Below are 15192 nucleotides of genomic sequence, written 5' to 3'. Positions count from 1 at the left end.
CGGCATCGGACAAACGCCTGGGCGGCCCGCCCTGTTCCTGCCCTGTTCGTACCGTGTCCTACGGTCGGGGCCGCTTCCGGGGAGCGCTGAAGGCCCGTCAACTAGCCTGCGCACAGGCCGCCTTCGGGAACGGCGGTCGGGTGTGGCGGGTGGGGCCTACTGGGCGGGCGGCCCGGCGGACGGCAGGGGTTCCCCGTCTTCGTGGTGGGCGGCACGGTGTTCGCCTCGTACGGCCCTCGCGGGGCGCGCTCCTGGCACATACCCGAGGTAACTTGAATATTGGATTTTCCCGCTGTCGGTGAGCCGATACCCGGCACCGCGCACTTCCTCTCCGACGCCGTCCGGCTGATGTGCCCGCCCTGATCCGGAAAACGTTGTGCCACTTCTGTTGCCCGGGCCCGCTTTTGCCTTCTTGGCGTCGCCGGGTGGTGGACGGCGAACGCGCCGGGCGCCGAGCGATCGGCGCTTTCGGAAGTTTTGCGGCGTGAAAGAAATGGTGCCCCATCGCCTTCGAATGTGAGGCGATGCGATGTGGTGGCTGCTGTACGCAAGGACGGGCGGCCCGCTCCGGTGTGCGAGGGCGGCCGGGGGGTCCGAAACGGGCGTGCGGAGCGGTCGAGCGGATCACCGCGGTTTTCCCGGTGCCGAGAGCGTGCGCGTTGTTGTGGGAGATTCACAACTTACCGTTGCTGAAATCGGTCTGCTCGGCCCCTGTTTGGCGAGCGTATCGCTGAGATGATCTCTACGGGCCCGCCATGGGCTTTGTGCGGTTTCTATGAGATCAGAGGAGACGGAGATGACCGAGAACGGTCAGGTGCTGGTGACGGGTGTCGGAGCGATGACTCCGGTCGGCGCCGATGCGTCATCGTCCTGGTCGGGGCTGCTGGCGGGGAAGTCCGGGGTGCGCGCGCTGGAAGAGGAGTGGGCCGCGGATCTCCCGGTGAGCGTCGCGGCCTCCCTCACCGAGGATCCGGCCGCCGCGCTGCCGCGTACGGAAGCCCGGAAGCTGGACCGCAGCGAGCAGTTGGCGATACGCGTCTCGCGCGAGGCCTGGCAGGACGCCGGCGCGCCCGAGGTCGAGCCCGAACGGCTGGCCGTGGTCATCGGTACCGGCACCGGCGGTGTGCTGACCACGCTCGGCCAGGACGACCTCTTCGAGAAGTCCGGGGCACGCCGGCTCTCGCCGTTCGCGGTGCCCATGCTCATGCCCAACGGACCGGCCGCCTGGGTGAGCATGGACCTGGGCGCCAAGGGCGGGGCCAGGACGCCCGTCAGCGCCTGTGCGTCCGGTGCCGAGGCGCTGGCGATGGGCCTCGACCTGCTCCGCGCCGGACGGGTGGACGTGGTGGTCGCGGGCGGCGTCGAGGCCTGCCTGCACCCGTTCACCCTCGCCGCCTTCGCCCAGATGAAGGCGCTCTCCACGCAGTCGGCGGACCCGGAGGCGGTCTCCCGCCCGTTCGATGTGGCCCGCAGCGGCTTCGTCATGGGCGAGGGCGCGGGAATCATGGTCCTGGAGCGTGCCGGGTTCGCCCGGGCCCGCGGCGCGACGGCGTACGGCACGCTGGCCGGCAGCGCCGTGAGCTCCAGCGCGAACCACATCACGGCCTCCGACGCGGCGGGCCAGGTCCACGCCATCGAACTGGCCCTGCGCGATGCGGATCTGACCGCGCGGGACATCGGCCATGTGCACGCCCACGCCACCTCCACCGAGTCCGGCGACCTGGCCGAGGCCGAGGCGATCGGCCGCGCGGTGGGCACCCATGCCTCCGTCACCGCCACGAAGTCCATGACCGGCCACATGCTGGGTGCCTCCGGCGCGGTGGGCGCGCTGGCGGCGCTGCTGGCGCTCAGGGACGGCGTGGCCCCCGCCGTCCGCAACCTCGACACCCTCGACCCGAGGATCGACCTGGACGTGGTGCGGGGCGAGAACCGGACCGGCAGCTGGAAGGCCGCACTGGCCAACTCCTTCGGCTTCGGCGGCCACAACGTGAGCCTGGTCTTCACCGCGTGACCCCACGGGGAGGGGCCGCCACGGATCACGTGGCGGCCCCTCCCGCAGGCTGTGGGGGTCCCGTCCGCGCCTCAGCGCTCCACGAGCGCGAACAGGTTCTCCCAGCGGCCGACGATCTCCTCCGTGGAGAAGCGCTGGATGTTCTCCCGGCCCGCTTCGCCCATGGTGTCGCGGAGGTCCTTGTCGGACATCAGGGTGTCGAGGTGCCGGGCGAACTCGGTGATGTTGCCCGGGGGCGCGAGGAGGCCGTCCACGCCGTCCGAGATGATCTCGTGGACGCCCGGTGCCACATCGAACGCCACACACGGCACCGCCGTCGCCATGGCTTCCATGGGGGCCAGCGGGAAGCCCTCGCCGCGCGAGCTGAGGGCGAAGACCGCGCTCTGGCGCAGTGCGCCCGGCACATCGGACGTCCGGCCCATCCAGGCGACCGTGGACGCGACCCCCAGGTCCGCGGCCTGCTTGCGCAGCGCCTCCTCTTCCTCGCCGGAGCCGTAGATCCGCAGCGTCCAGTCGGGGTGCTGCGGCGCGACCTTGGCCCAGGCCTCCAGCAGGAGGTCCACGCCCTTCTCCTCGTGGAGCCGGCCGATGCTGACCACACACTTGTGGGAGCGGTCCGAGGGGACCTCCGGGAAGAACGGCAGCGGGTTCGGCATGAAGCCGACGTTGTCCATCCGCTGCCGGATCCAGCGGTCGGCGTCCTCCCGGGTGAGCGTCAACATCCGGTCGACGTTCGCGTAAAACCGCTTGACCCGGCCGAAGCGCGACGACTTACGGCAAGTTTCGAAGGATTCATGGCTCATACCGATCACACTCAGACCCGCGGTGTCGGCCAGCGCCACCCACTCCATCGCCCACACCTGCGTGACGATCACCACGCCGCCCGGCTCGGCCGCCCGGAACAGCGCGCTCATCTTGCCCGCCTGCTCGTGCATACCGGCCTCGCGGGCGGCGCGACGGCGCTGCTCGACGAGGTTGAGCCTGCCCTTGAGGCCCCGCGGGGGACGGACGGACGGCGGGTGCTCGGAGTAGAGCGTGGTGGTCTTGAACGGCAGATCGGCCGCCAGCTCGTGGACCCGCCCCTCCGGGGGCGGCACCACGCCGATGAGGTGCACCCGGTGGCCCCGCTCGCTGAACAGGCGCGCCATCTGGTGCGACCAACTGGTGACGCCACCCACCTCGTTGACGCTGTTGGAGACGAAGAAGATGTCCCGCGGCTCGGCTGCGTACGACTCGGTCATCAACGGCTCCACTGCGCGAAAAACTGATCGACGATGCTCCGGGCGGCGTTGCCCTGGTCGTATTCACCGAACTTGGCGACGAATTCCCTGCGGCTCTCCGCGTATTCCGCGGACTGCGAGTCGAAGACCTTGATCGCCTGGTGGAAATCCTCCTCGGTGCGGACCACCGGGCCCGGTGCGTGCTCCAGCAGATCGAAGTAGGTGCCCCGGCCCTCGTGCACATACTCGTCGTAGTCGTAGGTGAAGAACACCAGCGGCCGGTCGAGCAGCGCGTAGTCGAACATCACCGAGGAATAGTCGGTGATCAGCCCGTCGGCCAGCTCCAGCACCGGGGTCACATCGTGGTGCCCCGATACGTCGATGACCCGGCCCTGCACGGTCGGCGGCAGCACCACGTGATTGAGGTAGTGCGAACGCACCAGCAGGACATAGCGGTCACCGAACCGGTCGGCGAAACGCTCCACGTCGAAGGGCAATTCGAAGCGCCCGTGCCGGCCGCCGGCCTTACGGAACGTCGGCGCGTAAAGCAGCACGGTCTTGTCGTCGGGAATGCCCCAACTGGCTGCCAGCGGCCCGCGTTCACGCACCCCCCGGTCCGCTTCCCGCTGCCGGGCGCGCACCAGCGCGTCATTGCGCGGGTACCCCACCCGCAGCAGGGTCTTCTCCTGGAGCCGGAAGGCCCTGGCGAGGGTGTGCACATCGTGCTCGGAGCGGATCAGGAACCGGTCGAAGCGGTCCAGCGAACGCTGCTGCTCCGCCTGCTGCTGCCGGGTCTGCGCCTTCAGCGCCGGCTGGTCGAAGCCCATGTTCTTCAGCGCCGAGCCGTGCCAGGTCTGGAGGTAGGTGGTCTCCGGGCGCTTGGTGAGCTTGAGCGGGTAGCTCTGGTTGTCCACCCAGAACTCGGCCTGGGCCAGCGCCTTGAGGTAGGGCAGCGACCAGCGCTTGACGAGCGTGGCGTCCTTGGGGAAGCCCTTGGGGGACCCCGCGTACGACCAGATCGCCTCGAACTGCAGGCCCCGCCGGCGCATCTCCTCGTAGAGGGCGCGCGGGCTGTCGCTGTACTGCTTGCCCAGGTGGCTTTCGAAGACCACCGTGCGCTTCTTGACCGGCAGCCGGCTGAACACCTCGTGATAGGCGCGGATCTTGTTGTCGCCCGAGAGGACCTTGCCGCGCAGCGCCTTCGCCTTGCGGTAGCCGGTCTTGGCCAGCGTCCCCGGCTTGCCGTGCACCCCGCGGGTGATCAGTTCCTGTACCCGCTCGGCCTTCTGGCTCTCGCTGACCAGGCGGAATGCCAGATGGCCCTTGGCCGAGACATGCGGTTCGAGGTGGTCGGCGACCATCCGTGTCAGCCGCGGCCGCACCGGCAGCGCCCCGGACAGCGTGGTGTCGGCGACGGTGAGCCGGCTCGTGGTGCGCACGCCGTCCACCTCCAGGCGCAGCCGTACGTCCCAGATGGTGTCGACGATGCCCAGCGGGCGCAGCTTCGCGGTGAGGTCGGCGACAGCCGCCCAGTGGATCGCGTCCCCTTCGTGGCGCAGCTCCTGCACCGGGAAGTGGAAGGACTGCAGGCTGCGCCGCCGGGCACTGAACTCCAGCTCGCCCTTGAGCCGCGCCCCGGGCGGGATGACACCGAGCGGGTTGGTGATCTCGCCGGTCAGCGAGACGGCCCGGCCGGACTCGCCGAAGCCGGTGAGCTGGTTGCGCAGGAACAGCTGGTTGACCGGCTTCTCGTGGTAGCCGATGTCGGTCACGTCCAGCACTCCGCGCCCGAACGCATCGTCGAAGTGGCCGCCGCACCAGTAGATCCGGCCGTCGTGCTCGGCGAGCGGCGAGGAGATCTTGGTGCGGTTGATGAGCGTGTCGACCGCCGGGATCAGGTTGGCCCAGTCACCCTGCTGGAGCAGATACGCACAGATGGCCTGTATCGGCTGGACGTGCTCGTACGCCTCGGGGGCCACGCCGGCGAGGTATTCCCGGGAGAGCTCGGCGAACTCCCGGCGGTAGGCCTCGTCCCGGAACGGCAGATCCCGCAGGTGCAGCACCAGGTCGTGCTTGAGGAATTTGATGTCCTTGGCGAGCTTCATCTCGGTGAGACCGCGCTCCGCCAGCATGGCGTCGATCCGCTTGTGGACCTCCAGCCGGTGGACGTAATTCCTCATCTCGTGCCGGCGGTTTGTCACCGACTTCACGGCGCCCTGCGTGTAGACATTCCAGAAATAGACCTGATTGGGGATCAGGGTGATGCGTTCCGCGGCGAGGTAAGCATCGGCGATAAAGAGCAGGTCCTCGTAGAACAATCCCTTGGCGAAGCGGAGATTGTGCGCCATGAGGAATTCGCGCCGGTAGCACTTGTTGGTGGAGAGGGTATCCCACACGAACAGGTCCGGAAATTCCGTCACGGAATCAATGGTCCGGGTGGTGGAGTACAGCCAGGAATACCACTCGTCCCGCTTCTTGTTGCGGGTGTCCACATGCAGTCGTACGCACTGACCGGAAACGATATCGGAGCCGGTTTTCTCGGCGGCCTCCAGCATATTCCGGCACGCATTGGGTTCCAGGACGTCATCGCTGTCCAGGAACATGACGTAGCGGCCCCGGGTGTGCTGGATGCCGGCGTTGCGCGGCTCGCCGCACCCACCGCTGTTCTCCGGCAGCTGGAAGGCTCTGGCCCGCCCTGGATGATCAGCGGCGAGCCGCTGCGCCACTTCGAAAGAACGGTCGGTGCTGCAGTCGTCGACGATCACCACCTCGACGTCCCGGAGCGTTTGATCCAGCACGGACTGAACCGCGGTCGGCAACCGGTCGGCGTCGTTGTAGACGATGACGACTACTGAGACGTCAGGCACAGGCACCTCAACCCTCTTTCGCTACTGTTTCCCGCCAGAATAGCCCTATCTGTACCCCCGGATTACAACCGATCGCGTCCATAGTGCTACGGACGGTGAGTCGCGGGAGAGTGGCGAGGGGTCCTCCGGCGTTCGGATCTTGACCATGCGTCAGCCCTGCAGATCCACCCGCCGAGGCAGGATCCGGCCGCCAGGGAAGACGGGTCCCCCCGTGAATCGGTTGCCTGCCGTGTCGGGCGAGGTCCGTTGCGATCAGACATTTATCGGATTCCGTGCGAAGCGTCCCGGGAAGGAGTGCCCGGGGCGGCGGACGGAAATGGCAGTTCGAGCACGGCTGCCTCGCGTGACGACAACGGACGGCAGCAAGAAGGCGACAAGAGAGTGGCAAGGGAGCGGTAAGGGAGCGGCAAGAGCGCGACGGGACACGGCAAGAACACGGCAAGAACACAGCAACAACACGGCACGAGATCGAATATCCGAAATGGCGGGGACGGGCAGGCGTGACGGTGTAGCGGCAGGACCGCCCGGCCGGTCGGGCGCCGCCCGTCCGGGGCTGCTCCGGGCCCCCGCCGACCCGCTCCGGGCACCTCTGCGTCCTCCCGTACGTCCTCCTCCCGGAGGAGGTGTCCGGCTCCTCTCGGAGGAGGTATCCGGGCGGGTTCGGGGAAAGATCCTGCTCAAGAACTAGCGACGCCCCTTTGCCAAGCCATTACGCTTGCCGTCGAGGCCGCGCAGGGCGGCCATGGAGGAGTGAGATGAGGAGCAGCAACCCGGTCTTCTCGCGACGGGGGTTCAGCCGCGCCACCGGCTACGCGGGCTTCAACGCACCGCCGCAGGCCGGGGCCGCCGCGAACCCGTACGCCGGAGCCAACCCCTACGCGCAGGGCGGCAACCCCTACGCCCAGGACCAGCAGCAGGTAACCCAGGCACCGCCGCAGTACAGCCCGCAGACCCGCCCGATGACGATGGACGACGTCGTCATGCGCACGGGCATGACGCTCGGCACGCTCATCGTGGGCGCCACCGCCGGCTGGCTCTTCCTGACCGGGAGCCTCGGCTTCGCGTTCGGTGCCGGCCTGGTCGCGATGGTGCTGGGCGTCGTCCAGTCCTTCAAGCGCACGCCGTCGCCCGCACTGATCCTCGGGTACGCGGGGCTGGAAGGCCTCTTCCTCGGGGCGCTCAGCGGCTTCATCAACGACCTGCCGCAGCTGCACGGCGCGCCCATGCAGGCGGTGCTGGGCACGATGGCGGTGTTCGTCGCCATGCTGGTGGCCTACAAGACGCGGATCATCCGGGTCACCGCCCGGTTCACCCGCTTCGTGATCATCGCGGGCCTCGGCTTCTTCCTGCTGTCGATGGTCAACGTCCTGTTCATGGTGTTCAGCGGGGGTGACGGCCTCGGCTTCCGCAGCGGCGGCCTGGGCATCGTCTTCGGCATCGTGGGCGTGGTCCTCGGCGCGCTCTTCCTGGCGCTGGACTTCAAGCAGGTCGAGGACGGTGTCGCCTATGGCGCGCCGCGCGAGGAGTCCTGGCTGGCGGCGTTCGGCCTGACCACGACCCTGGTGTGGATCTACGTGGAGATGCTGCGGCTGATCTCCATCCTCCGGGGCGACTGACCCCGCACGACGCCGGGCGCACCAGGCGCCGTACGCGGCCCGAGCGCCGCACGAAGGGCCCGTGGGCAGATCTGCCCACGGGCCCTTCGGCGTGGTGAACGAGGAGTGTCCCGATCCGGGCCGGGGCCGGGCCCCGTCACCGCGGATCAGAACTTGCGCGCGGCGCGCCTGAGGTCGTGTTCATGGACAATTGCCTTGGCGTGGCCGTAGGCGAGATTGTGCTCGCCACGGAGCCAGCTGACCTTTTCGTCGAAACGGAAGAGAGCGGGGCCTTCTTCAACGGTGCGGAGCCAGTCGGAGATTTCCCGGCCGGTGCAGTGCGGGATACGGGAGAGCATGTTCCGGTGGGTCTCTTCTGAGAAGAGCTGAGACATCGGCGCCTCCGGACGCGGTCGATGCTGGTTCTTCAGCCCACCGTGCCTGAGCGTTCGGGCGTTGGCAACCACCCCGCGGTGGCGCATAGGCTCACTGCGTGCTTGACGTGACCCCCTTGCAGACCGCCGTGGACGCCCTCGCCGACCGGCTCCGATCGCTGCCGCAGAGCAGGCTCCACCAGGGTGCCGCGGCCGAAGGTCTGGCGCTGGCACGGCAGTTGGCGGCCCGTGCGCAGCTGATCGAACGGCCGGGGGAGCCCCCGCGGGAGCTGCCGGACGCCGGGGTGTTCGCGGCCGGCGACCAGCTGGCGGTGGCCGGCCACGATCTTGTCGAGGCGCTGCGTGCCGCGGCGGTGCGGATGGCCGACGCACCGGGGGATTCTGACGCGAAAAGGGCCCCCGCCGACGAACTGGCGGAGGCCGTGCGATGCGTCCGGGCGGCGGCGGAACGCTGCTGACGCGGACCGCCGCGCCGGGTCAGAGCGAGGCGATGACGCGGTCGGCGAGGATGTAGACGCTGTCCTCGCGGCTCTCGCCCCAGGAGAAGGTCAGCGCGTACGCGCCGGAGATGCCGGAGCCGCCCAGCAGCACGGGCGTGTGCCCCGCGTGCAGTGCGCCGGCCACGCGCTCCGCGGTCTCGCGCTGCCCGGGGGTCAGGCAGAGCGTGGTGCCGTCGGTGAAGACGTAGACGTCCAGGGTGCCCAGCGGGCCGGGACGGACGTCCGCGAGCGGGGTCGCCAGCTGCGCCAGTTCCTCCAGGCGCGCGACGGTGCGCTCGTGGTCACTGACCACCGGGGACGGGGAGAAGTCGGGGTGCGAGGGGTGGCGCCGGCGCGCGGCGGCCAGCTCGGCGGACTCGGTCTCCTCGACGGGCTCCAACTCCGGCGCGTCCAGGGCGTCCATGGACTCCAGTGCGTCCATCGCCTCCAGGGCGTCCGGGCCCAGTAGCGGCTCCAGTCCGGCCAGGTCCGCCTGGCGGGGGAGGAACGGCTGGGTGTCGAACCGGTCGGCGTCCTGGTGGTCGGGCAGCTCGCGCGGGTCGGTGCGGCCGTCGAGGAGTTCGTCGCCGAGGCCGGCGAGGCCGCCCAGCAGCGACGGGGCGTCGGCGGCGTCCCTGGCCTCCTGCGCGGCCCAGAAGGCGCGTGCCTCGGCCAGTTCGCGTTCCCGCTCCTCGGCCAGGGCATCGGCGACGGCGGCACGTATGTCGGCGAGCGGGGTCTCGGCGGCGGGGGTGGCGCGGGCGGCCGGGATGGCTGCCGCGGCCGGATGCACCGCCGCGGTGCTCGCGACGGCCTCCCGCCGGGCCGCGCTGAGCTCGGCGTGCAGCTCGGCGAGCTGCCGGCGCAGGGCGCGGGCGGTGTGCAGGGCGGCGGCGCCCAGCGCCACGGCGACGGCCGCGGCCAGCAGCAGGACGAGGGTGGTGACGCTCATGCCGAAACCTCTCTTCGTTCGGTCCCGCACGGGCGAGACGCGCACCCCTGGGTGATGCGCCCCCGGCCGGTGGCCGAGGGGATCCCCGGGTGACGCTCGCTCATGCGTCCTCCCCACTTCGCTCGGCGGCCCTCACCTCATCGCACGGGCCGCGCATCGGTACGTGGACTCGCCCCGGCCTTCGGCCGGGGTGACCCCCTTGATGCGCTCGCTGACGGGATCACTCCTGGTAGCGCCTCGCTCACCGGCGTACTCCCGTTAGCAGAATGTTCTCCGACTTCCTACATCAGGCTGCCGGTGGTCGGCGACCGCTCCGGGTGCGCTATGTCCCGAAAAGGAGGGGAGTCGGGGGCTCGTTCGGCCGGGCGAACCCCTGCTGACCTGCAAGAATGCCGCTCCCTCAGGGCGTTGGTCACAATCCTGGGGGAGATTGGGTCGCGATCTCGTTAACGAGTGGCGCAGGTCACGCCATGTCGCCGCCCGTGTCCGGACGACCGCGAGGGGTGTGCGCCGGGCGGTAGTTGGTCCGTTTTGTCGCGCGCCCTGGCGAGCGGCGCGCGGCTGGGCGCATGCGCTCGCGCGCGGGGCCGGCGGCCACTCTCTGCTACGGGCCGGGCCGGGCCGGGTCGGCGTACCGCGACTCGGCTCAGCCGCGCGCGTTCACGGTCGCGCTGAGCCTCGCCGCCGCTGCGGGCGGATGCCGGGTACTCGTTCCTCGCACCCGGCCTCCACCCTCCGCTACAGCTCAGCTCAGCCGCACGCGTTCACGGTCGCGCTGAGCCTCGCTTCCGCTGCGGGCGGATGCCGGGTACTCGTTCCTCGCACCCGGCCTCCACCCTCCGCTACAGCTCAGCTCAGCCGCTCGATGACCATCGCCATGCCCTGGCCGCCGCCCACGCACATCGTCTCCAGGCCGAACTGCTTGTCGTGCCACTGGAGGGAGTTGATGAGGGTGGTGGTGATCCGGGCGCCGGTCATGCCGAAGGGGTGGCCGACGGCGATCGCGCCGCCGTTGACGTTGAGGCGGTCCAGGTCGATGCCCAAGTCGCGGTAGGACGGGATCACCTGGGCGGCGAACGCCTCGTTGATCTCGACCAGGTCGATGTCGGAGACCGAGAGGCCGGCCCGTCGCAGCGCCTGCTTGCTGGCCTCGACCGGGCCGTAACCCATGATCTCGGGGGAGAGGCCGGAGACGCCGGTGGAGACGATCCGGGCGAGCGGGGTCAGGCCCAGCTCGCGCGCCTTGGTGTCGGACATGATGACCAGCGCCGCGGCCCCGTCGTTCAGCGGGCAGCAGTTGCCGGCGGTCACCAGGCCGTCGGGGCGGAAGACCGGCTTGAGGCCGGAGACACCCTCGACGGTGACGCCGGCGCGGGGGCCGTCGTCCTTGGCGACGACCGTGCCGTCGGGCAGCGTGACCGGGGTGATCTCCCGCTCCCAGAAACCGTCGTTGAGCGCCTTCTCGGCGAGGTTCTGGGAGCGGACGCCGAACTCGTCCATGTCCTGGCGGGTGACGCCCTTGAGGCGGGCCAGGTTCTCCGCGGTCTGGCCCATCGCGATGTACGCGTCCGGGATCAGGCCGTCCTCGCGCGGGTCGTGCCAGTCGGCGCCCTCCTGCTCGGCGCGCGCCGCGGTACGGGCCTCGGCGTCGGCGAAGAGCGGGTTGTGGGTGTCCGGCAGACCGTCGGAGCTGCCCTTGACGCTGCGCGAGACGGTCTCGACGCCGGCCGAGATGAAGACGTCGCCCTCGCCGGCCTTGATGGCGTGCAGCGCCATGCGGGTCGTCTGGAGCGAGGAGGAACAGTAGCGGGTGATGGTGCAGCCCGGGAGGTGGTCCATCCCCATCTGGACGGCCACGATGCGGCCGAGGTTGTGGCCCTGCTCGCCGCCGGGGAGGCCGCAGCCGAGCATCAGGTCGTCGATGTCCCTGGGGTCCAGCTCGGGGACCTTGGCGAGGGCGGTCTCGATGATCTTGGCGGTCAGGTCGTCCGGCCGCAGATCCTTGAGCGAACCCTTGAAGGCGCGGCCGATCGGGGAGCGGGCGGCTGAGACGATCACGGCTTCGGGCATCACACGGCTCCAAGTGCGCGGGAAATGGGCGGACTGTGAGGGAAGTTACCTGCACGTAGTGCTGAGGTCACGGGGTCCGCGCTGTGATGCGGGCCTCTTTTCTAAGCGGGCGCTTATAGGAACGGGGAGGGGCCGCGGGGTATTCCCCGCGGCCCCTGGCGGGAGGGTGTCCCTCGCCGGCCGCTGCCTGCTGACCGCCGCCCGGGGAGTACCGGGCGGCCGCCCGTCACGGAATGACCGAGGGCGGGTCCGTCGGCTCCGGCGTCGGCAGCTGGCGGCGCCTGCGGTGCTTGAGCAGCACCCAGGGCGCACGGCGGGAGGCGGTGACCTCCGTGCCGCCCTCGGAGGCCGCCTCGGCGGCCGCCTGCTCGACCGGCAGCAGGCCCTCGCCGCGTGCGGGCTCCGGCTGCTCCTTCTCCGGCCACAGGCCGAGCGAGGCGCACAGCGTCGGCAGCACGGCCATCGCGGCGGTGGCATAGCCCTCGGCCGACGGGTGGTAGTTGTCCGGCCCGAACAGCTCCCGGGGGCGCGCCTCGAATTCGGGGCCGAGCAGATCACCGAGCGAGACCGTACGGCCGCCGCTCTCGACCACCCCGATGGTCTGGGCGGCGGCGAGCTGCCGGGAGAGCCGCCGGGCCACCCAGCGCAGCGGCTGGTAGACCGGCTCGATGGTGCCCAGGTCGGGGCAGGTGCCGACGACCACCTCGCAGCCCGCCGCACGCAGGGCGCGCACCGCCTCGGAGAGATGGCGGACCGACTGTGCCGGCGGCATCCGGTGGGTGACGTCGTTCGCGCCGATCATGATGACGCAGACGTCCGGGGTCTCGGTGCCGTCGGCCAGCATCAGCTCCACCTGGCGCGCCAGGTCGTCCGACTGCGCGCCGGGCAGCGCCACATTGCGGAAGTCGACGGGCAGCTCGGAGAGCGCGGCCAGGCCGGAGGCGAGCAGCGCGCCGGGTGTCTGGCGGGCGCGGTGCACGCCCTGGCCCGCGGCGGTGGAGTCGCCGAGGAAGCCGAGCCGCAGCGGCGGGCGGTCGGTGAGGTGGTCGAAGGCGGCGCCGTAACGGCCGTCGGCGCACGGCGGAATGTCGCTGGAGCCACCGACCGTACGGCGCGCCAGCCGGACCTCGGTCAGCAGCACCCCGACGGCGGCCACCCCGAGCAGCCCGATCCCGCCGCCGCCGAAAGCGGCGGCGGTCGCGATCCGCCGGGCCACTCTGGCCCTGGACATCGTCATCGGCATGGGCCGGGCACCTCCCCGCGCAGTGCGGGCGCGCCCTGGCACCGGGGGCCGGACGCGCTCTTGAATCGGCAAGAACTCCTACAACAGGGTGTTGCCCGTTCCTGCACGGAACGCAACGCATCCCTCCTCTAACGGACCCGGGCAATAGGCTGGCCGCACGGGCGCAGGAGAGCGTGCCCCCGACCGCGGAGACCACCGTGCAGTTTTACGATTCGATGATTGAGCTAGTCGGCAACACCCCGCTCGTGCGGCTCAACAACGTCACTCGAGGGATCCAGGCCACCGTCCTGGCGAAGGTCGAGTACTTCAACCCCGGCGGATCGGTCAAGGACCGGATCGCCGTGCGGATGATCGAGGCCGCCGAGCAGTCGGGTGAGCTGCAGCCCGGCGGCACCATCGTCGAGCCGACATCCGGCAACACGGGTGTGGGCCTGGCGATCGTCGCCCAGCAAAAGGGTTACAAGTGCATCTTCGTCTGCCCGGACAAGGTGTCCACGGACAAGATCAATGTGCTGCGTGCCTACGGTGCGGAGGTGGTGGTCTGCCCGACCGCCGTCGACCCCGAGCACCCGGACTCGTACTACAACGTCTCGGACCGGCTGGTGCGCGAGACGCCCGGCGCCTGGAAGCCGGACCAGTACAGCAACCCGAACAACCCGCGCTCCCACTACGAGACCACCGGTCCCGAGCTGTGGGAGCAGACCGGTGGGCGGATCACCCACTTCGTGGCGGGTGTCGGCACCGGCGGCACGATCAGCGGCACCGGCCGCTATCTGAAGGACGCCAGTGACGGCAAGGTCAAGGTGATCGGCGCCGACCCGGAGGGCTCCGTCTACAGCGGCGGCTCCGGTCGCCCGTATCTGATCGAGGGCGTCGGCGAGGACTTCTGGCCGACCGCCTACGACCGGACCGTCGCGGACGAGATCGTGGCGGTCTCGGACAAGGACGCCTTCCAGATGACCCGGCGGCTCGCCAAGGAGGAGGGCCTGCTGGTCGGCGGCTCCTGCGGGATGGCCGTGGTGGGTGCGCTGGAGGTCGCCGCCAAGCTCGGCCCGGACGACGTGGTGGTCGTGCTGCTGCCGGACAGCGGCCGCGGCTACCTCTCCAAGATCTTCAACGACGAGTGGATGGCCGACTACGGCTTCCTGGAGGAGGGCGGCGCCGCCGCCCGGGTCGGCGAGGTGCTGGAGTACAAGGAGGGCGCGCTGCCCTCGCTGGTGCACATGCACCCGGAGGAGACCGTCGGCGAGGCGATCGAGGTGCTGCGCGAGTACGGCGTCTCGCAGATGCCGATCGTCAAGCCGGGCGCCGGGCACCCGGACGTGATGGCCGCCGAGGTCGTCGGCTCGGTCGTCGAGCGCGAACTGCTCGATGCGCTGTTCACCCAGCGCGCCTCGCTGACCGACCCGCTGGAGAAGCACATGTGCCCGCCGCTGCCGCAGGTCGGCTCCGGCGAGCCGGTCGCCGATCTGATGGCGGTCCTGGAGAACGCGGACGCGGCGATCGTCCTCGTCGAGGGCAAGCCGAAGGGCGTGGTGAGCCGGCAGGACCTGCTGGCCTATCTGGCGCGCGAGGCCGGCAAGTAGCGGCGGGACCCGGCGGCCGGGGCGTGGGGCGGTGACCGTCCCGCGCCCCGGCCGCCGTCCGTTCCGCACCTGTCACGGCGTCAAGCGGACGTCAGGAAACGGGACGTCGCCGCAAGGTGTACGTATGCGTCATGTGCTCGCAGCACGGGCTTAACACGCGTCGGGCAGATTGAGGTCACGGCGACAAGGACCTCCGGAGCGGCTCCCGGACCTCCACCGTCGCCACCGGATGCGCCGACCGGCTTCACCCCGGAACGCGTCCCGTGCGGGGGACCGCCGTCGTCCCGCCCCCGGCAGCGCCGGGGTGCGGCGGCCCCCGCACCTTCCGGTTCCTGCCGCAGCCTTGAGGGCTCCGCGCTTCAGTCCCCCGCGCCGTCGCGGCGGTCCGTGCGTGAGCGCACCAGCCGGTGCAGGCCGCCGCCCGCTACGGCGTTGACGCCGACGATCCCGGCCCAGCACATCAGCAGTCCCGGTTGCCCGGCCTGGCTCGCGGCGATCGCGGACAGCGGCACGGCCAGCACCAGCGAGAGCGCGGCGAGCCCGCACCGCTCCCAGGAGAGCGGGCCGCCGCCTCCGGGGCGCGGCGGCCGGGCGCCGCGGGCCACCTGGACCTGCTGTTCGGCGAGTTGCCGCCGCACCCGCTGGTCGACGCTCCGCTCCAGCTTCTCCAGGAAGGCCTCCAGGAGTTCGGACTCGTACTCCGGCCCCAGTTCCTTGCGCGTCTGGAGGGTCGCGTCGAGTTCCTTGCGCAGCTCGGGGTCGTGGATCGCCATG

General features: G+C 70.5%; 11 protein-coding genes. 4 read left to right on the top strand and 7 right to left on the bottom strand.

Annotated elements, in window-relative coordinates:
• Positions 1-796 precede the first annotated feature (796 nt).
• A complete protein-coding gene (locus ABZ851_RS25680) occupies positions 797-2011 on the top strand; it encodes a beta-ketoacyl-[acyl-carrier-protein] synthase family protein (RefSeq protein ID WP_361131828.1) in 1215 nt (404 codons plus the stop codon).
• A gap of 71 nt (positions 2012-2082) precedes the next feature.
• Here the strand turns inward: ABZ851_RS25680 and ABZ851_RS25675 are convergent, their stop codons facing one another.
• Both ABZ851_RS25675 and ABZ851_RS25670 read right to left on the bottom strand, forming a co-directional pair.
• Positions 2083-3252, bottom strand: coding sequence for a glycosyltransferase (locus tag ABZ851_RS25675; protein WP_361131825.1), 1170 nt, complete (start codon positions 3250-3252; stop codon positions 2083-2085).
• Positions 3252-6098: a CDP-glycerol glycerophosphotransferase family protein gene (locus tag ABZ851_RS25670; protein ID WP_361132026.1), complete on the bottom strand. Its 2847-nt coding sequence runs from the start codon at positions 6096-6098 to the stop codon at positions 3252-3254. Before ABZ851_RS25670 ends, ABZ851_RS25675 begins: the two co-directional genes overlap by 1 nt.
• 755 nt (positions 6099-6853) lie before the next feature.
• Here ABZ851_RS25670 and ABZ851_RS25665 point away from each other — a divergent pair.
• The gene (locus ABZ851_RS25665) at positions 6854-7714 is read left to right on the top strand and encodes a Bax inhibitor-1/YccA family protein (protein WP_361131822.1); all 861 of its coding nucleotides are present in this window, start codon (positions 6854-6856) and stop codon (positions 7712-7714) included.
• A 146-nt stretch (positions 7715-7860) separates the two neighbouring features.
• On the opposite strand, the gene ABZ851_RS25660 is transcribed toward ABZ851_RS25665, so the two are convergent.
• A complete protein-coding gene (locus ABZ851_RS25660; protein WP_030088455.1) occupies positions 7861-8088 on the bottom strand; it encodes a DUF4287 domain-containing protein in 228 nt (75 codons plus the stop codon).
• Between the two features lie 98 nt (positions 8089-8186).
• On the opposite strand from ABZ851_RS25660, the gene ABZ851_RS25655 reads away from it, so the two are divergent.
• Positions 8187-8546 carry a hypothetical protein gene (locus tag ABZ851_RS25655; RefSeq protein ID WP_361131818.1) on the top strand — a complete coding sequence of 120 codons (360 nt, stop codon included), beginning with the start codon at positions 8187-8189 and terminating at the stop codon, positions 8544-8546.
• Positions 8547-8565: 19 nt separating this feature from the next.
• Here the strand turns inward: ABZ851_RS25655 and ABZ851_RS25650 are convergent, their stop codons facing one another.
• From ABZ851_RS25650 to ABZ851_RS25640, 3 genes are all read right to left on the bottom strand, one after another.
• The gene (locus tag ABZ851_RS25650) at positions 8566-9519 is read right to left on the bottom strand and encodes a hypothetical protein (RefSeq protein ID WP_361131815.1); all 954 of its coding nucleotides are present in this window, start codon (positions 9517-9519) and stop codon (positions 8566-8568) included.
• Between the two features lie 849 nt (positions 9520-10368).
• On the bottom strand, positions 10369-11589 hold the full coding sequence (locus ABZ851_RS25645) for an acetyl-CoA C-acetyltransferase (protein WP_361131812.1): 1221 nt from the start codon (positions 11587-11589) through the stop codon (positions 10369-10371).
• 226 nt (positions 11590-11815) lie between these two features.
• Positions 11816-12832, bottom strand: a complete 1017-nt coding sequence (locus ABZ851_RS25640; RefSeq protein ID WP_361131809.1) for an SGNH/GDSL hydrolase family protein — start codon at positions 12830-12832, stop codon at positions 11816-11818.
• Positions 12833-13029: 197 nt separating this feature from the next.
• Here ABZ851_RS25640 and ABZ851_RS25635 point away from each other — a divergent pair, with 197 nt between their 5' ends.
• Entirely contained in the window at positions 13030-14418 is a 1389-nt protein-coding gene (locus ABZ851_RS25635) for a cystathionine beta-synthase (protein ID WP_336050623.1), read from the top strand.
• A gap of 359 nt (positions 14419-14777) precedes the next feature.
• Here the strand turns inward: ABZ851_RS25635 and ABZ851_RS25630 are convergent, their stop codons facing one another.
• Positions 14778-15191 carry a hypothetical protein gene (locus tag ABZ851_RS25630; RefSeq protein WP_361131805.1) on the bottom strand — a complete coding sequence of 138 codons (414 nt, stop codon included), beginning with the start codon at positions 15189-15191 and terminating at the stop codon, positions 14778-14780.
• Position 15192: the final 1 nt, after the last annotated feature.

The sequence above is a fragment of the Streptomyces sp. NPDC047049 genome, assembly GCF_040643995.1.
Taxonomy (GTDB): Bacteria; Actinomycetota; Actinomycetes; order Streptomycetales; family Streptomycetaceae; genus Streptomyces; species Streptomyces mooreae.
This window is presented reverse-complemented; position numbering and strand designations above follow the sequence as displayed.